Origin of the sequence: Slackia equolifaciens, assembly GCF_003725995.1 — a bacterium.
GTDB lineage: Bacteria > Actinomycetota > Coriobacteriia > Coriobacteriales > Eggerthellaceae > Slackia > Slackia equolifaciens.
Genome location: NZ_QIBX01000017.1, coordinates 1 through 25384 on the forward strand (window position 1 = coordinate 1; position 25384 = coordinate 25384).

Here is a 25384-nt window from a genome sequence, read left to right on the forward strand (position 1 = left end):
TCGGCGGCCTCGGCGTGCGTCATGCCCTCCTCCAGGGCGAGCAGCGCAAGCTCCACCACGTCCCTATCATACATGCGGACCCCCTTCCGGACGCGTGAATCGCGTCCAACTTTTCGTCCGCAGTCCCCATCCGTGAACTCCCCGATGATACACGTCATTTTCGTTATGGATTCGTGTATGGCTGCTATACTGCCTCTGATATGCATAACTCATCCGGGGGTATCCCCGTTCGATAGGAGAATCTACTTTCGTGAAGGGACAACGCGACAATCGGTTTGACCATGCCGGCCAGCAAGGGTTCGAGGGCCGTGCCGCAGGTAGACAAGACGCTGGAGGCCTTGCCGGCGGCAAGCGCGCATCGGGCCAGCAGGCGCCGGCGGCTCGCTATGGGTATTCCGCCCAGGGCGCCCATCGGGCTGCTCCTCAGGGGGCGCGCGGCAAGGCCGCTCCGGGGGCGACGGGTGCTCACGGCATGGCAATGCCCGACCAGACCGCCTATATGCCTGCGATGCCTGGCGCTGGATCTGGCGGCAAAGGCGCAGGCGGCGGCAAAAGCTCTCATGCATCTACCAAAATGCCCCACAAGGCCGTATTCATCGCGCTTGGGATCTTCATTGCCATTCTTGCGATCGCGTACGGCGCGGGCGTTTTCGTGTTCCACGAGCGCTTCTATCCGCAGACTACGCTCGGTTCGCTCGACATCTCCATGAATACGCGCGAGGAGGCAGCGGAGCAGATTACCGCGGTGGAGTCCAACTATGAGGTTGCCGTATCGGGCGAAGGGCTCGATTTCGTTGTGAGCGCAGAAGATGGAGGCGTATCCATCGACGCGGATGCGGTCATTTCCTCTGCGGCCAGCGACGTCAACCCATGGCTGTGGTTCATTCAGATGTGGGGCACGCACGACGAGACCTCGCATCTTGCCGCCTCGAGCGACGAAGGCGCGCTTGCCGATTTCGTTCGCGCCCAGGTGGATGAGTTCAATGCCGACGCGGAGCCGTCCGAAGACGCCTCGATCGTGTACTCCTCAAATTCGGGCGCCTATGAGATCAAGCAGGAGGTTTACGGCACGCAGGTTGCGGCCGATCAGGTGGCGTCTGCGGTTGCCACGGCCATTGCCACCATGCAGGATACGGTTCAGGTGACCGAGGACATGCTGGTCAAGCCTCGGGTGCTCTCCGACGACGAGCGTCTTGCAAACGGCCGCGATGCCGCCAACGCTATGATCAAGTGCGACGTGACGCTCAAATCGAGCGATACGGGCGTGCAGGCCGGCGAGGTCAATGGCGACGTTATTTCGCAATGGATCTCGTTTGGGGAGGATTTCCAGCCTACGCTTGACGAAGAGGCAATGGGCGCCTGGATCGATGACTTGTCGAGCGCCTACAACACCATCGGCACCACGCGCACCTATACGCGCGGCGACGGCAAGGAGGTTACCGCCGAGGGAGGCGATTACGGCTGGTCGGTGGATTCGGAGACGCTCAAGTCTGCGGTGAAGGATGCCATCGACAACGGTACCCAGGGCGACCTGGAGGTTTCGTTCACCTCTACTGGCAATGGCTACACGAAGGCGGGCATGGACTGGGGCGCCTACTGCGACGTTGACCTGACCGAGCAGCATGCCTACTACTACGACGCTTCCGGCGATCTTTTGTGGGAATCCGGCATTGTATCCGGCGTGCCCGATGCGGAGAACTCCACGCCCACGGGCATCTATTGGCTTAAGAACCTGCAGCAAGACGTCTCTCTCAAAGGCCCGATCGACCCCAAGACCAATAAGCCCGAGTGGGATTCGCCGGTTGATTACTGGATGCCGTTTGTAGACAATCTCGTGGGCCTGCACGATGCGAGCTGGCAGCCCTCATGGGTGTTCAGCGACGCGAGCGCCTACAAGACCTACGGCAGCCACGGGTGCGTGAACCTGCCCACCAAGAAGGCGGCGCAGCTGTTCGATATCATCCAGATCGGCGATCCGGTCATTGTCCATTGGTAGCGCATGCTGCATGGGGCGGGTTCGTGGCGGAGAACGCACGTTGCCCTATGGCGCTGCCCGATGCGAGGTTGGCCGCAGGTCTTCGCCTGGCTGCAAGCATATGGCGTGTGGCGGCCTGCTCAAGAGGCAAACGCATATCCGTTCAGTTCGCGCGCGGGGCCCTAGGGCCTTCGCGCTCGATGATGTATAGGTAACATATCATGATCATGCAAGTCGAACATATCTCAAAAAGCTTCGGCGGGCGCGTGCTGTTCAGCGACGCGAGCTTTCGTCTCGAGGCCCACGATCGCCTGGCGCTGGTGGGCCCCAACGGCGCGGGCAAGACCACGATGCTCAATATCATCACCGGCCATGAGGATGCCGATGAGGGCCGCATCGTGTTCGCCCGCGGCGCGCAGGCGGGCTACCTCGAGCAAGAGGCCATTGAGATGGAGGACCGCTCGGTGTTCGAGGAGGTCATCGCCAGCCAGTCCGAGATCCTGGAGGCCGAACGGCGCCTGTCAAAGCTTGAAGAGGGGCTGGGCGACAACCCTACGCCGCAGCAGCTCGCAGCCTGCGGACGCGCGCGCGACCTGTACGAATCCATGGGCGGCTACGTGCTGGAATCGCAGGTGCGCAGCGTGCTTTTTGGCCTGGGGTTCAAAGAGGAGGATATGCAGCGTTCCACTACGGAATTCTCGGGTGGCTGGCAGATGCGCATCGCGCTTGCCAAGCTGCTCATCCGCAAGCCCGAATTGCTGCTGCTCGACGAGCCCACCAACCATCTCGACCTGGAAAGCGTCAAGTGGCTCGAGGGCTTTCTGCGCGGCTATGACGGCGCGGTGATGGTGGTGTCTCATGACCGCGCGTTCATGGACAACATGGTCGATCGCGTCGCCGAGATCGATGCGGGGCATCTGACCCTGTACAAGGGCAATTACTCCGCCTACCTCAAGCAGCGCGAAGAAAACATCGAGCGCCTGAAGCTCGCGGCGGAAAAGCAGCGCGAGGAAATAGCCCACATGCAGGCGTTTATCGAGCGGTTCCGCTATAAGCCCACCAAGGCCAAGCAGGTCCAAGACCGCGTGAAAAAGCTTGAGAAGATGGAAATCATCCAGGTGCCGCAGGAGAAGAAGACCGTGCACTTCAACTTCGTGCAGCCCCCGCGCACGGGCGATGCGGTGGCAAGCCTGGCTGGCATCACGAAGCATTTCGGCGAGAAGCACGTCTACGACGGACTCGATCTCACGCTCTATCGCGGCGAGAAGGTGGCGCTTGTGGGTCCAAACGGCGCCGGAAAATCCACGCTGCTCAAGATGGTTGCCGGCGTGCTTGAGCCCGATGCCGGATCTGTCACCTATGGCGCGCATGTGGAGGTGTCGTACTTCGCGCAGCATCAGCTCGAGGAGCTCTATGCGGGCAATACCGTGTTCGAGGAGCTCGACCGCGTTGCTCCCGGCTGGACCATCAGCCAGGTGCGCACGCTCCTGGGCGCCTTTCTCTTCCAGGGCGATGCGGTAGAAAAGCGCGTGGGCGTGCTCTCCGGCGGCGAGAAGTGCCGATTGGCGCTCGCCAAGATGCTCGTGGCTCCAGCCCCTCTGCTGTGTCTTGACGAGCCCACGAACCATCTGGACATCGCCAGCGCCGACATTCTTGAGCAGGCGCTCAAGCGCTTCGAGGGAACCATCCTCCTGATTACGCACGACCGCCACCTGATTCGCAACGTTGCCAACCGCATCATCGAAGTGACGCCCGGAAAGGTGACGGTTTACGACGGCGATTATGACTACTACCTGTTCAAGTCGGGGCAGCTCGCCGAAGGGCGCGACCTTTCCGCGGCTTCGCTTGACGATTTTCTCGACCAGCCGGAAGGGGAGTCCAAAACGAGCTCGGGTCGCGCTCAGGCGCGCGAGCGCAAGGCGGCCAAGGCGAAGGCCGCGCAGACCTCCTCGCCCGCTCGGACTGCGGCGTCGGAGCAGGCGTCGGGCAGGGTCGAGCTTACCGCGCCCAAGCAAAGCGCGCCCAAGAGCAAGGAGCAGAAGCGTCGCGAGGCCGAGGCCCGCAACCGCGCCTATGCCGCGCTCAAGCACCATCGCAAGCGTATCGCCGAGCTCGAGGCGCAGATGGATCGCGACAACGCGCGTATGACCGAGCTCCTTGAGCTCATGGCCGACCCTGATTTCTACATCAACGAAGATGCCTCGAGCGATGCGATAGCGGAGCACGCCGTCATAAAGAAGCGTCTCGCGGCGTCGGAGGAGGAATGGCTCACGCTTACCGAAGAGCTGGAGGCCGAGATGGCGAAGCAGGCCGCCGATGCCTAACGGGTTCGCGCACACCGACATGCCCGCATCTTCGGCGTTTTTCACAGGCGATGCGCCTCAGGAGGGCAGGCGTCTTCATATCGTGCTTTTTGAGCCCGAGATTCCCCAGAACACGGGCAACATCGCACGCACCTGTGCCGTGGTCGGCGCCACGCTCCATCTGGTGGAACCCATGGGATTTCGCCTGACCGAGCGCAACCTCAAGCGTGCAGGCTGCGACTACTGGGACGAGGTGGACGTGGTGCGGCACTCCTGCGCCGAGGAGTTTCTCGAACGCCATGCGGGATGCGAGCTCCATTTTTTCACGGGGCATACGCAGCGTCTTTACACCGATGTCGAGTACGGCGCCGGCGGCGCCGATGCCTATCTGGTGTTCGGCAGGGAGAGCCGCGGCATCGACCCCTCTATCCTTGACGCTCATCAAGACGCCTGCGTGCGCATTCCCATGCGGGATGGCCTGCGTAGCCTGAACCTGTCCAACGCGGTTGCCGTCGGCGCGTATGAGGTCGTGCGCCAGTGGCAAGAATTGAGGTAGCTTACCCCATGTTTTCCAGCACCTATGTCATCTACGTCATCATAAGCATCCTGTGCTTCGTGCCCGCCATCGTGCTGCACGAGGTTGCGCATGGGTTCGCGGCCGCTCGGCTGGGCGACCCCACGGCCAAATCGCGCGGGCGCCTGAGCCTTAACCCGCTCAAGCATGTCGATCCGTTCGGCACCGTTATTCTGCCCATGCTGCTCATGCTCATGGGTGGGCCGGTGTTCGGCTACGCGAAGCCCGTGCCCTATAATCCGATGTACTTCAAGAACGTGCGTCAGGGCGAGGCGATCGTCGGCCTGGCAGGTCCTGCCGCCAATCTTGCGATGGCGCTTGTGGGGGCGGCTGTGGCCTGGGCATTCGTTCCCATGCTTGCGTCGTCGACGTCTTCGCCCGTGCTCAATTCGGATTTGTTCTACTACTTCTACGTGCTGTTTCTGCCCCAGTTCATCTTGATCAACCTGTACCTGATGTTCTTCAACCTCATTCCCATCCCGCCGCTGGATGGCTCGAGCGTGATCGCGCTGTTCCTGAACGATCGCATGCTGCACAAGTATTACCGCATCCAGCAGTATGCGCTGCCCGTGTTCATGGCCGTGGTGGTGCTCGTGCCCTACATCTTCCATTTCAATCCCATCGGCATCTACCTGAACGCGACGGCGGGCAACCTGGCCTCGCTCATCGCCCCGTTCTACTTCTAGGACCGCCATGTCGTATCGCGTTCGCATAGACACCTTCGAGGGGCCGTTCGACCTGCTGCTCTACCTCGTGAACAGGCAGCGGGTGGATATCGGATCCATCTCCATCACCCAGATCGTCGACCAATACCTTGCCTACATCGACCGCATGCGAGAGCTCGACCTCGATGTGGCGAGCGATTTCTTGCTGGTAGCCTCCACGCTGCTCGAAATCAAGGCCGCCTCGCTCATCCCCAGCGTGCGCGACGAGGTGGATGAGGAGATAGAGGAGCTCTCGCCCAACGAGGCGCGCGATATCTTGGTAGAGCGCCTCCTTGCTTATAAGCAGTACAAAAACGCCGCGGGCGCTCTGGGCGCGCGTTTCGAGCTCGAGGGGCGCATGCATCCTCGTCTTGCCGGCCCCGATCAGGAGTTCTTGGGCCTTATGCCCGATTATCTGCAAGACGTCACGCTCGATTCGCTCGCCCTTCTGGCGGCGGAGGCCATGGCGCGTCGCGACGTGTTCCTGCTTGAGAGCGAGCACATCGCCGCCAAGCCCATTCCGGTCGAGACGCACGTGCGCGCCATTCATCGCCGTATCAGCATACGCAAGCACATGATGTTCAGCGAGCTTTTGGCCGAGGCGCCCAGCGTGCCTTTGCGCGTGGTGAGCTTCCTTGCGGTGCTCGAGCTCTATAAGCGCACGATGATCGATATGCATCAAGCCGCCCCCTTCGACGACATAGGCATCGACTACATCGAGGGCTCGGGCGAGCTGATCTTTGATTCCGACGAAGAGGAAGGGGGGCAGCGATGAGCTTTGCCGATATGCCCCAGGAGAGCATCCCCGGCGCCATCGAGGCGCTGCTTTTCGTGAGCGACGAGCCGGTGAGCGCCATGACCCTCGCCGACATGCTCGAGATTGACCTTTCCGCCACCCAGGAGGCGCTCGATGCGCTCGCTCATCGTCTTGAGTCAAGCGATGCGGGCGTTCAGCTGCGCGAGGTTGCAGGCGGGTGGCGTCTGTACACGCATCCGCGCTACCACGAGCTCATCGAGAAATACGTGATCTCGTGGGATACGCGACGCCTCTCCCAGGCGGCGCTCGAAACGTTGGCCGTGATCGCATACAATCAGCCCATCACGCGTGCGGGGGTGGTGTCCATCCGCGGCGTGAACTCCGACAGCCCCATCAATTCGCTTATGGAGAAGGGCCTGGTTCGCGAGGCCGGCCGCGAGCAGACTCCCGGTCAGCCCATCCTCTATGCGACAACGCGTTCGTTCTTAGAGAAGTTCGGGCTGGCTTCGACGGCCGACTTGCCCGATCTTGAGGAGTTCGTCCCCGACGAGGAGAGCCGTCGTCTTATCCGCGAGCGCCTGGGCGTCACGCGCTCTGAGGCGCGCGAAGCCGAGACGCTCTTCGACGACGACCTCACGCTTGATTTGGCGCTCGACCTGGAGCCTGCCGAGGATTCGGAGGCGCAGGCGGTGCCCGATGGAGGGGATGCGCTTGACGGATTCATGCCTCCCGAAAGCGTGTGGGAGATACCCGGCTCCCGTGACGAGGCCGATGGACGGCGGGAGGAGGAGCGCGATGGCGACCAGGGATAACGTCCGCGGCCAGGCTGGCGAAGGCGAGGAGCGCATCGTGCCCATGCGCCTTCAGAAATTCCTTGCGCGCGCAGGTGTGGCGAGTCGCCGCGGCAGCGAGAACCTGATGACCGCTGGCCGTGTGCGCGTGAACGGCCAGGTGGTATCCGAGCTGGGCAGCAAGGTCGACCCGCGCGTGGATGTGGTTACCGTAGACGGCCGCGAGGTGCATCTGGCCGACGCCGCGGTTACGCTCATGCTGCATAAGCCCACGGGCTACCTGACCACCATGTCCGACCCGTTCGACAGGCCGACCGTGGCCGATTTGGTGCCGGTATCGCGCTATCCGGGGCTTTTCCCCATCGGTCGGCTCGACTTCGACACTACGGGCATCCTGCTGTTCTCGACCGACGGCGAGCTGGGAAACGGGCTTTTGCATCCGCGCCGCCATGTGGATAAATCCTATATTGCCCACGTGGAAGGGCGCATCACGGCGCAGCAGGCGCAAGCCCTGCGCGACGGCGTGATGCTGGAGGACGGCATGACGCTTCCTGCCGAGGTGGAGGTCTTGCGCGCTTCTTCTCGCGCAAGCGAGCTGGCCATCACCATCCACGAGGGTCGCAAGCGCCAGGTGAGGCGCATGTGCGAATACGTGGGCCATCCCGTGCGCGAACTGCATCGCTGCAGGTTCGGACCGCTCACGCTGGGCGATTTGCCCGAGGGAGAGTGGCGATTGCTCAGCGAGGCGGAGGTGGAATCCCTGCGACGCGCCGCAATGCCGTAAGTGGTGCTAGAATCAACCCATGGACTGGATTGAAGGAGGGCGTCATGGACGCGTTGCGCAAAACTACGGTTATCGAGCCGTTGAACGGCTCGCTTCTGGGAAGCATCAGGGTTCCGGGCGATAAAAGCATCTCGCACCGAGCCGTGCTGCTCGCCGCCATGGCCGAGGGCACGTCTCGCTTGTCCGGCGTGCTCGATTCCGCCGATGTGCGTTCCACCATCGGGGCAGTGCGTTCGCTCGGTGCGCAGGTGAGCCTCTCCAAGACCGCCGACGGAAGCCTCGAAGGTGGCGTGGTGGGGTGGGGCAGCGCAGGCCCCCATCAGCCCGATGGCCCCATCGATTGCGGCAACTCTGGCACCACGGTGCGACTTTTGATGGGCGTGCTCGCTCCATGGGACATCAGCGTGGAGCTTACCGGCGATGATTCGCTTCGCCGCCGCCCGATGCGTCGCGTGTGCATGCCGCTTGTGCGCATGGGCGCGCGATTCGAGCCCGAGGACAACGAGACGCTGCCCATCACCATTCACGGCACGCGCAAGCTGCGTCCGATCGACTACGCCACTCCGGTCGCGTCGGCCCAGGTGAAAACCGCCATTCTGCTCGCCGGCCTCTCGGCCAACGGCACCACGCGCGTGACCGAGCCCGCCGCTTCGCGCAACCACACCGAGCTCATGCTCCCCGGGTTTGGCGCCCAGGCTACCTCTGCTGCGGGCGTGGCAGAGGTGGAGGGGCCTGTGACCCTCAAGGCGTGCGAGATTCCTGTGCCGGGCGACCCGTCGTCTGCCGCGTTCATAGCCTGCGCCGCCGCGCTCATTCCGGAGAGCGCCGTGCAGATCGAGGGCGTGTCGCTCAACCCCACGCGCATCGGATTCCTGCGCACGCTCGAGCAGATGGGCGTGGATGCATCGCGGCGCAGCGTGTCGTCGCTCGGCCGCGAGCTCACGGGCATCATCTCGGTCGAGTACTGCGACCGGCTCCATGGCTGCGAGGTGCCGGCGGACAAGATCGCCACGCTGATCGATGAGATCCCGGTGCTTTCGCTCGTGGCGTCCCGGGCGCGAGGCGTGACGGTGTTCCGCGGCGTCGATGAGCTGCGTGTGAAAGAGACCGATCGCGCCGCCGCCATCGTCGAGGGCCTGGAGCTTATGGGCGTTGACGCGTGGATCGAGGGCAGCGATCTTTTCATCGAAGGCAATCCCGAGGCGGCTCCTTCGCCGGGTACTGTATTCGATGCGCATGACGATCATCGTTTGGCGATGACCTGGGCGCTTGCCGGTATGGTGTGCGGCGTTCCCGTCGAGGTGTCCGGTTTCGAGTCGGTGGCTATCAGCTATCCGCGCTTCCTCGAAGACGTGCGCGGGCTTGTGCGTTAAACGCTTCGTAGAGGCTCCGTGATGCCGCTTTGTCATCGCATGGCGCATTGCATGCATACGGTATAATTCCCACTCCGGCGCGCCCCAAGCGCGTCGGAGCGTTTTTGGGATCGTCTCGAAACGCCTGCACTCACGTTCCATTTGAAGCAGGAAGACGCGCGCCTGGCGCGCATGAAAGGCTTGCCATGATTATCGCTATCGACGGCCCTTCGGGGGCGGGAAAGTCCACGGTCGCCAAAGCGGCGGCGAAACAGCTCGGCTTCAACTGCCTTGATACGGGCGCGATGTACCGCGCCGTCGCCTGGTATGCCCTCGAGCACGGTCTGTCGCTCGACGACGAACCGGCTCTGGGCGAGGTGGCGCGTGTCAAGGAGATTTCGTTCGGGCACGTGGCCGGCGATCCTACGCCGCGCCGCGTGTTCATCGACGGCACGGAGGTGACCGACGCCATCCGTACCGCTCAGGTCGATCGTGCGGTAAGCTCCGTTTCCGCCCATCCCAGCGTGCGCGAGGCGCTCGTTGACCAGCAGCGCCGTATCGGCAACGCGGGCGATTACGTCGTGGAGGGCCGCGACATCGGAACCGTGGTGTTTCCGCAGGCCTCCGTCAAGGTGTTTCTCACGGCGAGCGACGAGGAGCGCGCGATGCGCCGCGTGCGCCAGAACGAAAGGCGCGGGGTGGGCTCCGTCGATTTCGACGAGGTGCTTGCCGACCTGCGTCGCCGCGATGAGGCCGATTCGAGCCGCGCGGCATCGCCTCTGGTCGCTGCCGAAGACGCGGTGAAGCTCGATTCGACCGGCTATACCGCCGACGAGATCATCGAGAGGATCGTTTCGCTCGCCAAAGAGGCGCGTGCTCTTTAACGACAAGGAGAACCCCGTGTTCATGCCCTATGAGAAGATGTGGGATATGCCCATCAAGCCCGTGGTCGATCGCGACGGCGCACCCGTCAAATCCATCACGCACTGGGTGGGCAATATCGTTTACGCGGTGGTCGCATTCGTGCTCAAGGTGGCGTTTCGCACCAAGACCATCGGCAAGGAAAAGCTTGACGCGGTGGCCTCACGCGGCGGCTGCCTCGTTGTGGGCAATCACGCCTCCTATCTCGACCCGGCGTTTCTATGGATCGCAGGAAGGCCGAAGCATTGGATTCGTTTCATGGCGCGCGACAACATGTTCGCAAACGCAGGCGGCTTGGCGGGTCAGATAATCTCGCGCGTGGGGGCGTTTCCCATCAAGCGCGCAAGCGCCGATCGCGTGGCTATCAAGCGTGCGGCCACCATGCTCAAACGCGGCGAGTGCGTGGGCATCTTCCCCGAGGGCACGCGTCGCGGTCGCGGCACGGCGAATCCCGAGCTCCACGGCGGTGCGGCATTCATCGCGCGCATGGGCAAAGCTCCTATCCTTCCTTGCACGGTGCGCAACGTGGATGCCATCAAGCATAAGGGCGAACGCGTGCATTTTCCTCAGGTGACCACGGTGTTTGGCGATCCGGTGTATCTGGAGGATTTCGATTTCCTCCCCAAGGAGGATCGCCTTGATGCTGCCATGTGGTATGTGATGAGGGAATGCTACGCGCTTTTGCGCGACGTGCCTCGCGAGCAGGTGGATATGGCGGAGCTGTTTCCCGACGCGCGCGATTTTTCGAACGAGCTTGCCGGACGCAAGCTCTCCCGCGATGCGGCAAGCCTCTAGGAGGGTTCCATGAAGGTGATTCGAGCGAAGCATGCCGGCGTATGCTATGGGGTCGAGCGCGCCCTGGATATGGCGCAGGCCGCGATGATGGACGACGAGACCACATATACCTTGGGGCCGCTCATTCATAATCCCAAGGTGGTGGAGAAGCTCTCTGCTCATGGCGTTCAGGTGGCAAACGACGTGGACGATATCGATAGCGGCATCGTGGTCATCCGCAGCCACGGCGTGGAGCCCTCGGTGCTTGATTGTCTGAACGCGAAGGGCCTCACGGTTATCGATGCCACGTGCCCCCATGTGGCCAAGGCCCAGCGCGCGGCGGCCGAGCTGCGCGATTTGGGGGGTACCGTGCTCGTGATCGGACGCGCCGAACATCCCGAGGTGAGGGGCCTTTGCGGGCATGCGGGCAATGCCGCCGTGGTGGTGGCGGGCGTGGAGGAGATTCCCGCCGAGCTTTCGGAGCCCGTGGGAATCGTGGTGCAGACCACCGAGAGCAAGGAGAAGCTCGGCGCCGTGGTGGAGGCGCTTCGGTCGCGCGGCATCGAGCCGGTCGTGAAGAACACCGTGTGCTTCGCCACGCGCCAGCGTCAGGATTCTGCCGCGATGCTCGCCGAAGAGGTCGACGCCATCGTGGTGATCGGAGGCAAGAACTCCTCTAACACCACGCATCTTTTCGAGATCTGCAAGGCGCACTGCCCGCGCTCGTTTTTCGTGGAATCCGTCGATGAGCTGGATGCAGCGTGGTTCGACGGCTGCGAGACGGTAGGCGTGACGGCCGGCGCCTCTACCCCCGAAGACCAGATTGACGAAGTGGTTGATTATCTGGAAACCTTGTAAAACCCTTTTGCATCCTGCTCCGGTCTTGGTATTATCGAGTGCGTTGCTTTGACTGCGCCGTTTTGCACGACGCGGCAAGAGAAGAAGCAGGAGCGAATACACTATGATCGAAACAGGCTCTCTACCTTGCGGCTGGACGCGCCGCAACTTTTTGAAGGCGTGCGGTGCCGCAGGAGCGCTTATGCTGTTCCCCTGGCTCGCCTACGCGAGCGAGGCGGACGACCTCGAGGCGAAGGCCGACGAGCTTGATGCCCAAGCCGAGGCCGCCCAGGCGCAAATGGATGAACTGTCCGCAAAGCTCGACGCTCTCGAGCAGCAGTTCAACGAGGCCCTTGCGCGCTACAACGAAGCAAACGATGCCCATGAGGCCGCGCTTGCCGCGATGGATGATGCGCAAGAGCGCATCGATGCCGCCAAGGTGCGTATCGCCGAGACTCAGGATCAGCTGAGCAACCGCGCCGTCAATATGTATCGCGAGGGCAATCCCACGATGCTCGACGTGCTCTTTGGCTCCCAGTCTTTCGATGCCTTCGTCACCAACTTGGATGCTATGCATAAGATCGGCGAGCAAGACGCCGCCTTGGTTCAGGAGAGCAAGGACGCCAAGGCCGAGGCTGATGCCGCTTACGAGGAATACTCCAAGCAGGAGAAGCTCGCTGCCGAGGAGCTCGAGAACGCGCGTATCGCCAAGGAGGAGCTCGAGGCCGCTCAGGCGAGCTTGCAGGAGGAATATAACTCCATGAGCGATGAGGTGGCAGCCATTCGCGCCGAGGCCGAGCAGACGCGCATGAGCGCGGAGGAGGCTCGCCAGAAGGAGGAAGAGGCCAAGCGTGCCGCCCAGGAGGCGCTCGCTGCGGCGCAGTCTTCCTCAAGCGGATCGAGTGGGTCGAGCGGTGGTTCGTCTTCGGGCGGATCCACCTCCAACACTCCCTCCACTTCGGTGGACGGCTGGGTGAACCCGGCGCCTGGCACGTACATCACCAGCGGCTTCGGATGGCGCCCGTCCATCGGCGACTACCATCAGGGCGTCGACTTGAGCTGCAGCTATGAGCCGGTGTACTGCATGGCCGACGGCACCGTGACCACGTCGGGGTGGTTCGGCACAGGCGGTATGGCGGTCACGGTGGACCACGGCGGCGGCATCGTGTCGTGGTACCTGCACAACAGCCAGCTGCTCGTGAGCGTTGGGCAGCAGGTGTCGGCCGGCCAGCAGATTTCCGTGTCGGGCAATACGGGCTTTTCCACCGGCGCCCACCTGCACTTCCAAATCAATGTGGGGTGCTCGAACGGCATCAACGGCACCGCCGTGAATCCCACCACCTATTTCAGCTGGTAGGGGCAGATTCGAATTTCGGGCGGCTCGCATGCGGGCCGCCTTTTTGCTGCATGACGAGGATTCATGCGTTTCGATTTCGGTTTGAGAGAGGCCACTATGACCGCGACGTGCATACATGAATATCCGGGTAAACCCGCCCGCCCCGCCGCGCGTATCCTGGCGGTAGAGGAAGGCTCGCCCGCCGATGACGCGGGATTCACGCCCGGTTGTGTCATCACGGCCGTAGACGGCAATCCGCTTCGCGACATCCTTGATTGGCAATGGTACTCCGATGGCGACGAGATCTCGCTTTCCTATATCGATACCGAGGGCGATTCCGGCGAGGTGGAGCTGTATCGAGAAGAGGGCGAAAGCTGGGGCATCACGTTCGACGGGGCGCTGTTCGACGGGATTCGCACGTGCAGGAACGCCTGCGTGTTTTGCTTCATGCGCCAGCTGCCCAAAGAGGTGCGCGATTCCTTGGTTCTTCGCGACGACGACTGGCGTCTGAGCTTTCTGCAGGGCAACTTCGTCACGCTCACCAATCTCTCCGACGAAGACGCCGAGCTGATCATAGAGCGTCAGATTTCGCCTCTGCGCGTATCTTTGCATGCGGTTACGCCCGAGGTGCGTCAGAAGATGATCGGCAAGCATGCCCCGCACGGCATCGAGATGATGGAGAGGCTGCTTGCGGGCGGCATTGAGCTCCATGCGCAGATCGTGCTGGTGCCCGGCATGAACGACGGGGCAGAGTTGGCGCGCACGCTCGCCTGGGCGTACCTGCGCGAAGGCATTCGCAATGTGGGCATCGTGCCGCTGGGCTTCACCAAGCATCAAACACGGTTCGAGAAGAGCTTCGATGCGCCGGAGGACGCGCTTGCGGTCATCGAGGCCGTCGAGCCGTTCCAGAAGCACGCTCAGGCTGAGCGCGGATATCCGTGGGTGTATCTCGCCGACGAATTCTATTGCAACGCCTACCCAGAAGGCGTGCTGGCGCATGTTCCCCCTACCGAGCATTACGGCGATTTCTCGATGTTCGAGGACGGCATCGGAATCGTGCGCACGCAGATGGACGAATGGGCGGCGTGCGTGGAGGCGCAGCATCGGCTTGCGTCCACGCTTACGGAGGAGAATGCTCTCGTGTACTATGTGCTGGGGGAGGCGCAGCGCGGCGTGACCGATGCGCTTCTGAAGGATTCCCCGCTCGATGGCCTTCTGGTGCCGCTGTTCGTAAAGAACGAGCACTTCGGCGGCAACGTGGACGTGACCGGGCTTCTGTGCGGCTCCGATGTGGCGCGGGCAATCCGGGGCGTGTCGGCTCATGATTTCGTCGTGGTGCCGCGCATCATGTTCAATTCCGATGGCGTGACGCTCGATGATATGACCGTGGACGATATCAGGGATACGGCGGGAATGCCCGTTTGCGTGGTATCCTGTAGCGCGGCAGAATACCTGGCCGAAATCGAAGAGCTTGTGGCAGGGTAGCGCCCGCCGTGCAGCGCCTATGGGGCAGGCCGGGCTCTTGTGGATAGACATGTAAGGAAAAAGACTATGGCATTACCAATCGTTGCAGTGGTGGGGCGCCCTAATGTGGGCAAGTCCACCCTGGTCAACCGTATCGCGCAGGCGCAGGACGCCATCGTGCACGAGATGCGCGGCGTGACGCGCGACCGTTCTTACCATGAGGCGGAATGGAACGGCATCCATTTCACCCTCATCGACACCGGCGGCATCGAGATGAGCGATGACGACGCGTTTCAGGGCTCTATCCGCAAGCAGGCGTTCATGGGCGCGGAGGAGGCCGATGTGGTCGTCTTTCTCGTGGACGGTCGCACCGGCATCGTTCCCGATGACGTGGAGGTCGCTCGTATTCTCAAGCGCGGGAAGGCTCCGGTCTTGCTGGCGGTGAACAAGCTTGATACCCCGGGCGTGGAAGATCCCATTTGGGAGTTCTACCAGCTTGGCTTGGGCGACCCTTTCCCGGTCTCCGCGGTGCATGGCAACGGTACGGGCGATTTGCTCGATGCCGTCGTCGACCACCTGCGCGGCATCGAGCACGAAGAGCCCGAGCCCGATGACGCGATCAACGTGGCCATCATCGGTCGTCCTAACGCGGGAAAAAGCTCGCTCACCAATCGTCTGATCGGCCAGGATCGCTCCATCGTGAGCGATGTGGCGGGCACCACGCGCGACGCCATCGATACCGTGGTGGAGCACGAGGGCAAGCGCTATCGCATCGTGGACACCGCGGGCCTTCGCCGCAAAAGCCAGATCGACGAGGATGTGGAATACTACGGCTTCGTGCGCGCGATGCGCGCCATCGATCGCGCCGATGTGGCGCTGCTGGTGATCGATGCCACGCTAGGCCTTACCGACCAGGACCAACGCGTGGCGGGCTATGCCGCCGAGCGCAATTGCGCGATAGTGGTGCTGCTCAACAAGCGTGACGCGGTGGAGAGCGGAGAGGTGCTGGAGGACTTGCGAGACCGCATCGGCGACCGCATGATGTTCGTAGGATTTGCTCCTGTGATCAGCATCTCTGCGCTTACGGGCAAGGGCGTCTCCCGCATTTGGGGCGCGGTGGATACTGCCTTCGAGAACTATTCCAAGCGCGTGTCCACGAGCAAGCTCAACATTTGGCTGGAGGGCTTGCGCGAGTTCGGGCACACGGTGACCAAGGGCAAAAAGGTCCTGCGCCTGAAATACGCCACCCAGACGCGCACGTGCCCGCCCGAGTTCACGTTCTTCTGCAATCACCCCGAGATCGTCAACGACAACTTCGAGCGCTATCTCGAGAACCGCCTGCGTCAGGAGTTCGATTTCGCCGGCACGCCCATCAGGCTCAAGTTTAAGAGGAGGGACTAGTTCATGTCCTCCGTGCTTGTTCTGATCGGGGTTTTCATCATCTCGTTTCTTTTGGGGTCTATCCCGTGGGGTCTTATCATTTCGCGCGTGTTCTATCACACGGACATCCGCGAACATGGCTCCGGCAATATTGGCACCACTAACGCCATGCGCACCATGGGCAAGGTTGGCGGGGGCGCCGTGTTCCTGCTGGATTTCGGCAAGGGCCTGCTTTCCGGCGTGGTGGCGATGCTCTCCCTGTGGTTCTTGGTTCCGGGCGGGGGGCTCGTGCCCGAGTCGGGCGTATCGTATGCGTTCATGCTTGCGGCGGCCACCACCGGCTGCACGTTGGGGCATATCTTCAGCCCCTGGCTTGGGTTTAAGGGCGGTAAGGGCATCGCCGTTGCCGTCGGCTGCCTGTTCATGTCGTTTGGGGTTATGGGCGCTTGCGTCGAGCTCGCGATATTCGCGGTGCTCGTCATTGCCACCCGGTATGTGTCGGTGGGCTCCATCGCCGCAGCCGGCGCCTGCCCGTTCATCGCATGCGTGATTTATTGGGGCGATTGGCCTGCTATCGCGTGCTTCACCTTGACCGCCCTGGTGGTCATCTGGGCGCATCGAGGCAATATAGAACGTTTGCGCGATGGCAACGAACGCCGTATCGGCGACAAGAAAGAAGAGGCGTAGCGCACGATTCGTCTTTCGTCGCGCGTCGAATCGGGAAGTTGCGTGTTCGGCCGTTCGAGGATGAGGCGTGCGTGCGTTCGGCAGCATTCGTTCGGGGTGTTCGCCGCGCTCTTCGTTCCGTGTTTTGAAGGCTTTACCTTGGCCGCTCGATCATAATCGGGCGGCCGTCATGTATCTGAGTGCGGAGGTTGGTCATGAAGGTTTCAGTTATTGGCGCAGGCTCATGGGGAACCGCCATCGCGCATCTTCTGGGAAGCGCTGGCAATCGGGTCATGCTGTGGGCGCGAAAGCCCGAGGTGTGCGAGGGTATTAACGAGGGGCATCGAAACCCTCGCTATCTCGTGGATTCCCCGATCAGTGAGAACGTGAGGGCGTCCACAAGCCATGCCGAGGTGCTCGAGGGCGCCGAGGCCGTGGTGATAGTGACGCCTTCGAACACGATGCGCGAGACCGCGGTGGCCATCCAGCCGTTCATAACGCCCGAGACCCCCATCGCCATCTGCTCGAAGGGCGTGGAGGAAGGCACAGGGCTTCTTCCTGCGGAGGTATTTGCCGAGGTGCTTGGCGGCATCGAGCGCATCGCTGCCATGACCGGGCCCAACCATGCGGAAGAGGTCATAAAACGCGTGCCCTCGGGCACGGTGGTGGCATCTCAGGGCGCCGAAACCGCGCGCGTGTTCCAGGAGCTCTTTGCCGCCGAATGGTTCCGTACGTATGTGAGCGACGACATCATTGGCGCAGAAATCTGCGCGGCATTCAAGAACGTGGTCGCCATTGCGGTGGGCGCATCCTACGGCATGGGATTCGGCGACAACACGGCAGCGCTTCTCATGACGCGCGGGTCGGCCGAAATGAGCCGGTTGGTTGAGGCGTGCGGCGGCCAGGCTATGACGTGCATGGGGCTCGCGGGCATGGGAGACATGATCGTTACATGCATGAGCGAGCATTCCCGTAACCGTACGTTTGGCCATCGCTTGGCGCAGGGCACCACGTTGGACGAGTACCGCGCCGAGACGCATATGGTGGTAGAAGGAGCCTACGCGTGCCGTACGCTGCATACGCTCGCGACAAAGCACGGCGTGGATCTTCCCATTGCCGACAAGGTGCGTTCAATCGTATGGGATGACGTTCCTCCCGCGGATGTGGTGAGCGAGCTTCTTGGCCGCTCCCTCAAGCCTGAGTTCTATTGATGCGTATCGCAGAAGGGGCAGCCCGCAAGCTGCCCCTTCGTTTTGGCCTATTGCACCCGTTGGCTGTTTTGCAGCCGGGCGTTCTTACTTCACTCCGTACTGCTCGTAGTAGGCGTCGATGGCGGCCTTGATTGCGTCGTCGATGACCACTTTGCCCTGGCATTCATGGTTGTGCAGATGCTCGGTCACTTCCGCCATGCTCACGATGGAGGCTACGGGGAAGCCGTACTTCTCTTGGACCTCCTGCTGAGCGGTCACTTTGCCGCCTTTTCCTACCTCCATGCGGTTGAGGCTTACGATGAGCCCCTTGATTTCTACGTTCGCGGCACCGGTGACGATGGGGTAGGTCTCGTCGATGGACTTGCCAGAGGTGGTCACGTCTTCCACCATTACCACGCGGTCTCCGTCGTGCAGCTCGGCACCCAACAGGTTGCCCGCATCGGCGCCGTGGTCTTTGACCTCCTTGCGGTTGGAGCAGTAGCGCACCTCTTTGCCGTAGAGGTCATGCATGGCGATGGCGGTGACCACGGAAAGGGGGATGCCCTTGTAGGCGGGTCCGAAAAGCACGTCGAAATCCAGTCCGAAGTTGTCATGAATCGCGCGAGCGTAATACTCGCCGAGCTTTTTGAGCTGGTATCCCGTCACATAGGCGCCTGCATTCATGAAAAACGGGCTTTTGCGCCCGCTTTTCAGCGTGAACTCGCCGAACTTGAGCACGTCGGATTCCACCATGAACTCGATGAATTCCTTCTTGTAATCCTCCATTGTCGGTCCTTTCTCTTTCTGCAGTTTCTGATTGCTGTGCGCTCAGAAAGGTGTCATGCGGACGGGTCGCGTTCCGGGCTGAAGGCCAGGCATGCCAGAGGGTGCCTCTGGCCTTTTGCCATGCGGTGCGCCAAGTCATACCGCTTCATAATACTAGACATCAACGGGTAATGTATGCGAAAAGAACCTTGTGAATATCGCATATATAAGTATAATCGAACGGATGTGCGAACCAACATGGGTGCCAAAGGGCACAAGGAAAGGCGCGATGATGGACACGTTGGAACTGAAGGATCACGAATATGCCGAGCTTGCGCGTCTTGTTGCGGCCGAACGCGCAGGCGAAGATGTGCAGTATGCGGCGTTCTCTGCGCTGTGTCCCACGGGTGAAGAGGGCGCATTCGACGGCTCGATGTGCGACGTGTACCGTGCGCTTCATGCGGGAGGATTCGTAGACGGCGAGTCGGACGGGGAGGCGTTCTATTTCAGCGCGCTCACGCCGTTCGGTCGTTCCTATGTAGAGAAGCGCGAGCTGGAAACCGAAGAAGGCGGCGAGCGCTCGCTGTGGCAGCAGGACGGAGTGGGGGAGATCGCTTTTGAGACGATCGAGTCCGAATCGGGGGTCTCTTCTGCGCAAGACGGGAGGAGCGCCATCGCCGACGATGCATCGGGCGCCTGCGGTGCCGACGGTTCAAGCTCGGGTGCGGCTGGGGCGCTGAACGCTGGCATTGTTGAGGCGTTGGGCGTCAACGTCAAATTCATTTTGCTCGCTGCTGTGGTGGGTTTTGCTGCCGGCATCCTTGGCGGGGCGGTCGGCGCATATATCCTTGTCGCGGTTCTTTAGCGTCTAGCAGCCCGTTGCTGCATAGGGCCGCGCACGGCCGAGGGATTGCCGAGTACGCCCGCGTGTCGGCTGGGTCGCTGCCGCATAGGGCCGCGCACGGCTAGCGATTTTCGAGCACGCCCGCATGCTGGTTGCTCGATCCAGGGCGCTCACCGTTCGAAGGCGCCGATCTAACCCATTCGCGTGCCGGTTGCTTCGTTTGCTGCATTGGTTTTTTCTGGGTGACTTTCGGTCTGCGGATGGAAGTTGATTTTTTTGGACAACATTTCAAGTTGGTCGCGCATTTACGATGGATTTGAGGGGAATCGATGCAGGATTGCGGTCTTTGGTGGCGATCGACCTTCAATGGCGTGCGTGCACATTTTGTTTCCCCAGATAAAATCCTTAGGTAACTTTTTGTACGAATGAGGCTAGCCGGCTAACTTGAATCGTTGTCCAAAAACAGAGGGGTTTCGTGCACGGCCGTGAATTATCAAGGGCATCGCCGTGGAATGGGGGCCTCCATTAGTGAGATCCCCGAAGGTGCACGTTTTGCCTCTACCCTGATTCCGCACGAAGCTGACGCAGGGTTGACCAGAAACAAAAAGGCCAGGGACAAGCCCTGGCCTGGTGTTATCTGGTCGGGTTGACAGGATTTGAACCTGCGGCCCCTTGACCCCCAGTCAAGTGCGCTACCAAACTGCGCCACAACCCGATGCGTTTCTCGTTCAAACGCAAGAAAGTATATTACCAGCCAATTCCTGAAAGTCAAGCATAAATTTGAAAATCTTAGCCCTCCAGCAATTGCAGCAGCTCATCCTGGGTGAGATTGGCGAGTGACATGCCCTCGGCGCCCATGATGGTCTCGGCGAGCTGGGACTTTTGCTCCTGCAAACGCACGATGCGCTCCTCAATGGTTCCCTCGGCGATGACGCGATACACGTTTACGGCTCTTTCCTGACCGATGCGGTGGGCGCGATCGGTCGCCTGATTCTGGGCGGCGGCGTTCCACCATGGGTCGGCATGCACGACCACCGATGCGCCTGTGAGGTTCAGGCCGGTTCCGCCCGCTTTGAGTGAAATCAGGAAGGCCGGCGTGTCGTCGGAATTGAACGTTTTAGCGAGCGCAACGCGGCGGCGCTTGGGCGTGGATCCCGTGATGGTGAAGTAGAGGATGCCGCTTGCATCGAGCCGCTGGGCGATGAGATCCAAGAAGCTCGTGAACTGAGAAAAAACGAGCGTCTTCTGCCCGTCATTGGCAGCTGATTCGACGAGGTCGCAAATGGCATCGAGCTTGGCGCCCGCCCCTTTGTAGTCCTCATAGGCAAGCCTCGGGTCGCAGCACACCTGACGCAGCCGCGTGAGCTCGGCGAGCACCTCCACCGAGGGGCGCCTCAGCTCGGGCGGTAGCTCACGGTTTTTCTTGCGCTCCTTGCGCTGCACGGTGAGCTCCTCTCGAAGCTTCTGCTCGCATGCGTCGTAAAGCTTGCGCTGCTTCGACTCCATGCGAACCGCCACCACGGATTCGAGCTTCTCGGGCAGGTCGGTCAGCACGTCGCGCTTGAGGCGGCGCAGCATGAACGGACCTACGAGCGAGGCAAGTCGCTGAGCGCGATCCTGGTCGCCGCCCACGATGTCGAGCTCGAATTTCTCTTTGAAGCGCATGTACGACCCGAGAAATCCCGGCATCACAAAGTCGAAGATGCTCCAGATCTCGCTGAGGCGGTTTTCCATCGGCGTGCCCGTAAGGGCGAATCGATGGCGCGCATCGAGACGCTTGATGGCGCGAGCGGTAAGCGTGCCGTGGTTTTTGATGTATTGCGCCTCGTCAAGGGTGCAGCAATACAGGCGCTTGGCAGACCATTCCGCCGCGTCGATGCGAGCGAGGTCGTACGAGGTCACGTATACGTCTATGCCGTTTTTAGCGCGGGCGGTCATGCGTTCCTGCTTGGAGCCTGCGACGGGCTCGACGCTCAAGTCGGGCGCGAACCGCTCGAATTCAGCCGCCCAGTTGTACACGAGCGACGCCGGACACACTATGAGGCTGGGGCCGATGCCGCGTGCCTCATCGCGCCGGTCGAGCAGAAACGCCATCAGCTGCAGCGTTTTGCCCAGGCCCATCTCGTCGGCCAGGATGCCGCCGAACTCCATGTCGGCGAGCGTTGAAAGCCAGCGGAACCCCTCTTCCTGGTACGGGCGGAGCACGCCTGCGAGGGCGTCGGGTATCCGATACCGTGCCGGGTCGATGGATTCGAATCGGTCGACGTAGCGTTTGAACGAAGTTTCGCGGCGTGCGTCATGGAGCGTCTCGTCTAGATAAAACGCGCGATAGGCTGGCAGCTCGATGTGCCCTGAGGCGAGTTGCGACGCGGAAATATCCAGATCGGATACGATGCGGTCAAGGTCGGCGAGGTCCATGTCGGCCAGGTCGATGAACGCGCCGCTCTTGAGGCGATGGTATCGCCGGCGCCTTCGGTAGCTTCCCAGCACCAGTGAGAGTTCCTCGGTGGGGAGGTCGTCGGCCGAAACATCGAGGTCTATGAGGTTGCCGGCAAGGGATACGCCCATGGTGATGCGCGGCTTGCGATCGGAAATCAGCCTGTCGAATGCGGGTGTGGTAAACACCTCGCCCGCTTCTCGAAACTTCGCGAGACCGCCAAATAAAAGGTTGGCCAGCGCGTCGTCGCCCGTGGCGGGAATGCGCGCAACGATATCCAGGCGCTCGGAGTCGTTGACGTACTCTACGGTGAAGTAACGCTGCAGGAGGGCGCATCCCTTGGCCTCTGCGCGAGCATCCCTCAGCGGAGCGGGGCTATCGTCCTCGGCTCGGGGAGAACGGGGGCGTGAGAGGGGCGCGGCGAGCGCGTCGTCAACGATGCGCCATCGTCTTTCTCCGTAGACGGCGAATGCGTCGCAGGTGACAAAACGCGCGTTTTTGTCGAAGTAGAACTCGAGCGCGCAGGGGATGGGCCTGAAGGCGTCGATCGCGGGGTCGGCCAGCACCTGGATGTTTCCCTCAAGAAGAGGGAGTGCGGTCGCGCAGAAGAGCGGCATATCCGCATCGCTTACGAAGAGGCTTTCGGCGTTGGACTCGAACAGCGCTTGCAGGATGTCCAGGCAGGATGCAAGGCTCTCGTCGCAGCAGAAGAACGTTTCGTCAGTCCAGATGACAATGCCGTCTTTGGAGGCGAACACCTGAGCCGGATGCGATGTGGAAACGGCGAACCCGCCGCTTTTGCGGCTCATGGAAACCGAGAGGGGAGGATTGCCGTCGAGGATGGACGCTACCGACCTGCGACGGCTGGACACATCCGCGCCCTCCACGAAAACGACGGGATCGGCGCCCTCGTCAAGCGCGGCAATGAGCGCAACCACCTCTTCCTCGGCAAGGGGAAGCTCACGGCCCTTGATGCCGGGCTGCGAGGCGTACCAAACGGCCTTCGAGCTTTCGCGCCGTACGGCGTCCGCCTGGACGAGAAACGCGACAATTGCGCGCCCACGGTGCGAGAAGGCCTCGTCTACATGGGCAAACGCGAGCTTCTTGCCATACGAGTACGTGACGCCTTGCTGCATGCGCTGCAGGAATTCCGCAAGGTCTTTGAGCACATAGGAGCCAAGCGGCCCCGCAATCTTGAAGCGGGCGGCCCATTGCCCATAGGCGTGCGTGAGCTCCACCTCGAAGTCAACGGTGCCGGGTTCGGTGAGCGTCATGGCGCGCTCGGCGCGTCGCAGATAGTCGGCGAGCGCGGGCGAGGTGGCGTTGCGACGGCTTTCCGCATAGCCTTCGAATGACGTTGGGTCCTGGGCGAAGGCGAGCGTGAGGGCGGCGCAGTGCTTGCACGGCCCTTCGAACTGGTAGGATGCCGGGCATGTGCATGCGTAATCCACCAGACGCGCCGCCGCTTCGTCTACCGTTGCCGATACGCGGTACGAGCCGCCCCAGCCGGTGCTCGATTCGACGAATGCGGTGAGCACGGTGTTGTTTTCTGCGCGGCGGCATTTGCGAGATGTGATTGCGCCGCCTGTTTGGGCGATGCCGATCGCGCGCTGTGCCGTGCGCGGATTGCACGCCTCGAGCGCAGCGTTCGCGAGGGCGCTGCGTCGAGCCTCCATAGCGTTGCCTGTGGGATGGATGTTGGTGTCGTAAAAAGCCATACCCGCCAGTATATGACATAGCGGGGCGTCTTGGGTGCGAACGGGCGGCGGAGATGGGCGGGAGTCGGGCGTTGACGTGCGTTCTCATGGGGCATATGCGAAGGATTTTCGCCGAAACGGAAACGAACCAACTCGGAGGGTTCCAATTTGGGCTATGCTGGTTCGACAAGACATCAAGGGGGATCAATGGCTTCAGAGCTCAAACCGATATCCGTTGCCCAGGGCGACACGCGTAGCGACGCGATTTCGAAAGAGGACATCGTGCTTGAGTCCGATGCCGCCCCAAGGTCGCAGCCTGTTTCCTGCGCTGACGCGGATGCGCCATGCGAGCTCGCATGCAGCGAGGCGACGTTCGAGTGCGCGGCCGCATCCGATAAGGGTCGAGCGATTGACTCCACCCAAGAGGGCGCCATGGTCATTCCCGCTCAGCGCCCCTGTATTATAGTGACGCACGCTTCGGTCGGATCGGGGCATCGAAGCGCGGCCATCGCCGCCGCCGAGGCTCTGGAGCGCCTGATTGCCGCAGGGGATGAGCGTGTTCCGGCCGATACCGAAGTGCAGGTGCTCGACATCCTCGATTACGGCCGCATCAAGTTCGACGGCGATAAAACCGCCTCGGCTTTTACAGGCCCCACGCGTCCTGTCTACGATATTACCTGGCGCTTCACGCTGACCGGCCGCCTTCTGTGGGGCGGCGGCACGTCGTGGGCGCGCATCATGTTCAAGAAGTTTACCGAGTACGTCGAGGAGCGCTCGCCGCTTGCCATCGTGTGCACGCACATCACCGCCGCCAACGCCGCAGTGGGCGCCCGCATGCTTACCGGTCAGGCGTTTCCCATCGTGTGCGTACCCACCGATTACGAGATCGAGGGCTGGTGGCCGCATAAGGAGTGCGATCTTTTTTGCGTTGCCACCGAGGGCATGGCCGAAACGTTGCGCCCGCGGCGCGTTCCCGAGCGAAAAATGCTGATCACGGGCATTCCTGTGCGCGGCGCGGCGGGGGTCGAATACGATCGCGACGCCGTGCGCGAGCGGCTGGGCCTTCCGCAGGATAAGACGGTGGTGTTGGTGATGGCGGGCGCGCACCTGCCGCAGCCCTATGTGCGTTTCCGCGCCACAATGGATCAGACCCTGCCGTACCTCAAGGGGCTTTCCGACATGCATTTCGTGTTTCTTCCGGGGCGTGACGAGGAGTACGCGCTTCACTTAAGGCGTTCGAAGGACGATATGGCGATCGAGAACATGACCGTGATGGGGTACGTGGATGACATGCCGGCCCTTATGGCGGTAAGCGATTTGGCTATATGCAAGTCAGGCGGGCTGACCGTGACCGAATGCCTTTGCGCGCGGCTTCCTATGGTGCTTTTGGGCCGCTCGTACGGCCAGGAGAAGGTGAACACCACGCTGCTCACATCGCTCGGCGCCAGCATGCACGCCACCACGCCACGCGAGCTCTTGGGAACCCTGCGCCACTTGCACACATATCCGTCGAGCATCAAGGCCATGCTCGTGAACGGCGAGGCGCTGCGCAGGCCCAACGCCGCCCACGATGTTGCCTCGGCTACGTTTGATCTGGTTTCGCGCGATTGCTCGAGCAGACGACACTTCGCCGAATTCTACTGGGGCGGCAAACCTGCTCACACGAGGTAGCTCTCGTCATCGGGGATGGGCTTAGAATGCGTTCGGAGGGGGTCCTTCTATTGATCGGATGCTTCTGGATGGCGAAATGAAGCGATTCATGGAGCAGATTCCAGAACGGATTCGCCTCATCGTCCAGCAGGATGTTCGCATCCGCCGGGTGCTGAAGCGCGT

General features: G+C 61.8%; 21 protein-coding genes and 1 tRNA gene. 18 read left to right on the forward strand and 4 right to left on the reverse strand.

All coding sequences use genetic code 11. The annotated features are described in order from the left end of the window. Positions 1-206 (reverse strand): hypothetical protein (locus DMP06_RS11590; protein ID WP_220092554.1); only part of this gene is annotated, 206 nt, incomplete at its 3' end. A gap of 44 nt (positions 207-250) precedes the next feature. On the opposite strand from DMP06_RS11590, the gene DMP06_RS08660 reads away from it, so the two are divergent. The 16 genes from DMP06_RS08660 to DMP06_RS08735 all read left to right on the forward strand — a co-directional run bounded on the left by DMP06_RS08660 (position 251) and on the right by DMP06_RS08735 (position 17829). Further along, entirely contained in the window at positions 251-1996 is a 1746-nt protein-coding gene (locus DMP06_RS08660; RefSeq protein WP_123209348.1) for a L,D-transpeptidase family protein, read from the forward strand. Between the two features lie 200 nt (positions 1997-2196). Beyond that, positions 2197-4299: an ABC-F family ATP-binding cassette domain-containing protein gene (locus DMP06_RS08665; RefSeq protein WP_123209349.1), complete on the forward strand. Its 2103-nt coding sequence runs from the start codon at positions 2197-2199 to the stop codon at positions 4297-4299. Next, positions 4292-4834: a tRNA (cytidine(34)-2'-O)-methyltransferase gene (locus DMP06_RS08670; RefSeq protein ID WP_245962446.1), complete on the forward strand. Its 543-nt coding sequence runs from the start codon at positions 4292-4294 to the stop codon at positions 4832-4834. Before DMP06_RS08665 ends, DMP06_RS08670 begins: the two co-directional genes overlap by 8 nt. An 8-nt stretch (positions 4835-4842) precedes the next feature. After that, on the forward strand, positions 4843-5538 hold the full coding sequence (locus DMP06_RS08675) for a site-2 protease family protein (RefSeq protein WP_123209350.1): 696 nt from the start codon (positions 4843-4845) through the stop codon (positions 5536-5538). Between the two features lie 7 nt (positions 5539-5545). After that, a complete protein-coding gene (locus tag DMP06_RS08680) occupies positions 5546-6331 on the forward strand; it encodes a segregation and condensation protein A (RefSeq protein ID WP_123209351.1) in 786 nt (261 codons plus the stop codon). After that, positions 6328-7125, forward strand: a complete 798-nt coding sequence (gene scpB / locus DMP06_RS08685) for an SMC-Scp complex subunit ScpB (protein WP_123209352.1) — start codon at positions 6328-6330, stop codon at positions 7123-7125. The genes DMP06_RS08680 and scpB overlap by 4 nt, the downstream gene beginning before the upstream one ends. Continuing rightward, positions 7109-7888, forward strand: coding sequence for a pseudouridine synthase (locus DMP06_RS08690; protein ID WP_123209353.1), 780 nt, complete (start codon positions 7109-7111; stop codon positions 7886-7888). The genes scpB and DMP06_RS08690 overlap by 17 nt, the downstream gene beginning before the upstream one ends. A 44-nt stretch (positions 7889-7932) precedes the next feature. Beyond that, a complete protein-coding gene (aroA, locus tag DMP06_RS08695; RefSeq protein WP_123209354.1) occupies positions 7933-9261 on the forward strand; it encodes a 3-phosphoshikimate 1-carboxyvinyltransferase in 1329 nt (442 codons plus the stop codon). A 185-nt stretch (positions 9262-9446) separates the two neighbouring features. Next, complete coding sequence (cmk, locus tag DMP06_RS08700) at positions 9447-10124, forward strand: (d)CMP kinase (RefSeq protein ID WP_123209355.1); 678 nt, start codon at positions 9447-9449, stop codon at positions 10122-10124. After that, positions 10114-10956: a lysophospholipid acyltransferase family protein gene (locus DMP06_RS08705; RefSeq protein WP_338056818.1), complete on the forward strand. Its 843-nt coding sequence runs from the start codon at positions 10114-10116 to the stop codon at positions 10954-10956. The genes cmk and DMP06_RS08705 overlap by 11 nt, the downstream gene beginning before the upstream one ends. Before the next feature lie 9 nt (positions 10957-10965). Then, the gene (gene ispH / locus DMP06_RS08710; RefSeq protein WP_123209356.1) at positions 10966-11793 is read left to right on the forward strand and encodes a 4-hydroxy-3-methylbut-2-enyl diphosphate reductase; all 828 of its coding nucleotides are present in this window, start codon (positions 10966-10968) and stop codon (positions 11791-11793) included. A 103-nt stretch (positions 11794-11896) separates the two neighbouring features. Then, positions 11897-13129, forward strand: a complete 1233-nt coding sequence (locus DMP06_RS08715) for a murein hydrolase activator EnvC family protein (protein ID WP_123209357.1) — start codon at positions 11897-11899, stop codon at positions 13127-13129. Positions 13130-13225: 96 nt separating this feature from the next. Then, positions 13226-14593 (forward strand): DUF512 domain-containing protein, encoded by a 1368-nt coding sequence (locus tag DMP06_RS08720; RefSeq protein ID WP_123209358.1) that lies wholly within the window; start codon positions 13226-13228, stop codon positions 14591-14593. Positions 14594-14659: 66 nt separating this feature from the next. After that, positions 14660-15973, forward strand: coding sequence for a ribosome biogenesis GTPase Der (gene der / locus DMP06_RS08725; protein WP_123209359.1), 1314 nt, complete (start codon positions 14660-14662; stop codon positions 15971-15973). A gap of 3 nt (positions 15974-15976) precedes the next feature. Next, positions 15977-16639 carry a glycerol-3-phosphate 1-O-acyltransferase PlsY gene (plsY, locus tag DMP06_RS08730; protein ID WP_123209360.1) on the forward strand — a complete coding sequence of 221 codons (663 nt, stop codon included), beginning with the start codon at positions 15977-15979 and terminating at the stop codon, positions 16637-16639. A 194-nt stretch (positions 16640-16833) separates the two neighbouring features. Beyond that, a complete protein-coding gene (locus DMP06_RS08735; RefSeq protein ID WP_123209361.1) occupies positions 16834-17829 on the forward strand; it encodes an NAD(P)H-dependent glycerol-3-phosphate dehydrogenase in 996 nt (331 codons plus the stop codon). Positions 17830-17913: 84 nt separating this feature from the next. Here the strand turns inward: DMP06_RS08735 and pyrE are convergent, their stop codons facing one another. Next, a complete protein-coding gene (gene pyrE / locus DMP06_RS08740) occupies positions 17914-18594 on the reverse strand; it encodes an orotate phosphoribosyltransferase (protein WP_123209362.1) in 681 nt (226 codons plus the stop codon). Between the two features lie 271 nt (positions 18595-18865). On the opposite strand from pyrE, the gene DMP06_RS08745 reads away from it, so the two are divergent. Continuing rightward, the gene (locus DMP06_RS08745) at positions 18866-19438 is read left to right on the forward strand and encodes a hypothetical protein (protein WP_123209363.1); all 573 of its coding nucleotides are present in this window, start codon (positions 18866-18868) and stop codon (positions 19436-19438) included. 617 nt (positions 19439-20055) lie between these two features. Here DMP06_RS08745 and DMP06_RS08750 read toward each other — a convergent pair. Both DMP06_RS08750 and DMP06_RS08755 read right to left on the reverse strand, forming a co-directional pair. Then, positions 20056-20132 (reverse strand) — tRNA-Pro (locus DMP06_RS08750). 74 nt (positions 20133-20206) lie between these two features. Next, positions 20207-23572: a DEAD/DEAH box helicase gene (locus DMP06_RS08755; protein ID WP_245962447.1), complete on the reverse strand. Its 3366-nt coding sequence runs from the start codon at positions 23570-23572 to the stop codon at positions 20207-20209. Between the two features lie 186 nt (positions 23573-23758). Between DMP06_RS08755 and DMP06_RS08760 the strand changes: the two genes are divergently transcribed. Beyond that, positions 23759-25222, forward strand: a complete 1464-nt coding sequence (locus DMP06_RS08760) for an MGDG synthase family glycosyltransferase (RefSeq protein WP_245962448.1) — start codon at positions 23759-23761, stop codon at positions 25220-25222. Positions 25223-25384 lie beyond the last annotated feature (162 nt).

Bases quoted from the DNA above. Each gene is read 5' to 3' on its own strand.
- der (WP_123209359.1), top strand. From the start codon at position 14,660: ATGGCATTACCAATCGTTGCAGTGGTGGGGCGCCCTAATGTGGGCAAG.
- pyrE (WP_123209362.1), bottom strand. From the start codon at position 18,594: ATGGAGGATTACAAGAAGGAATTCATCGAGTTCATGGTGGAATCCGAC.
- ispH (WP_123209356.1), top strand. From the start codon at position 10,966: ATGAAGGTGATTCGAGCGAAGCATGCCGGCGTATGCTATGGGGTCGAG.
- DMP06_RS08715 (WP_123209357.1), top strand. From the start codon at position 11,897: ATGATCGAAACAGGCTCTCTACCTTGCGGCTGGACGCGCCGCAACTTT.
- DMP06_RS08665 (WP_123209349.1), top strand. From the start codon at position 2,197: ATGATCATGCAAGTCGAACATATCTCAAAAAGCTTCGGCGGGCGCGTG.
- DMP06_RS08745 (WP_123209363.1), top strand. From the start codon at position 18,866: ATGGACACGTTGGAACTGAAGGATCACGAATATGCCGAGCTTGCGCGT.
- DMP06_RS08690 (WP_123209353.1), top strand. From the start codon at position 7,109: ATGGCGACCAGGGATAACGTCCGCGGCCAGGCTGGCGAAGGCGAGGAG.
- DMP06_RS08670 (WP_245962446.1), top strand. From the start codon at position 4,292: ATGCCTAACGGGTTCGCGCACACCGACATGCCCGCATCTTCGGCGTTT.
- cmk (WP_123209355.1), top strand. From the start codon at position 9,447: ATGATTATCGCTATCGACGGCCCTTCGGGGGCGGGAAAGTCCACGGTC.
- plsY (WP_123209360.1), top strand. From the start codon at position 15,977: ATGTCCTCCGTGCTTGTTCTGATCGGGGTTTTCATCATCTCGTTTCTT.
- DMP06_RS08755 (WP_245962447.1), bottom strand. From the start codon at position 23,572: ATGGCTTTTTACGACACCAACATCCATCCCACAGGCAACGCTATGGAG.
- scpB (WP_123209352.1), top strand. From the start codon at position 6,328: ATGAGCTTTGCCGATATGCCCCAGGAGAGCATCCCCGGCGCCATCGAG.
- DMP06_RS08720 (WP_123209358.1), top strand. From the start codon at position 13,226: ATGACCGCGACGTGCATACATGAATATCCGGGTAAACCCGCCCGCCCC.
- DMP06_RS08680 (WP_123209351.1), top strand. From the start codon at position 5,546: ATGTCGTATCGCGTTCGCATAGACACCTTCGAGGGGCCGTTCGACCTG.
- DMP06_RS08675 (WP_123209350.1), top strand. From the start codon at position 4,843: ATGTTTTCCAGCACCTATGTCATCTACGTCATCATAAGCATCCTGTGC.
- DMP06_RS08735 (WP_123209361.1), top strand. From the start codon at position 16,834: ATGAAGGTTTCAGTTATTGGCGCAGGCTCATGGGGAACCGCCATCGCG.
- DMP06_RS08760 (WP_245962448.1), top strand. From the start codon at position 23,759: ATGGCTTCAGAGCTCAAACCGATATCCGTTGCCCAGGGCGACACGCGT.
- aroA (WP_123209354.1), top strand. From the start codon at position 7,933: ATGGACGCGTTGCGCAAAACTACGGTTATCGAGCCGTTGAACGGCTCG.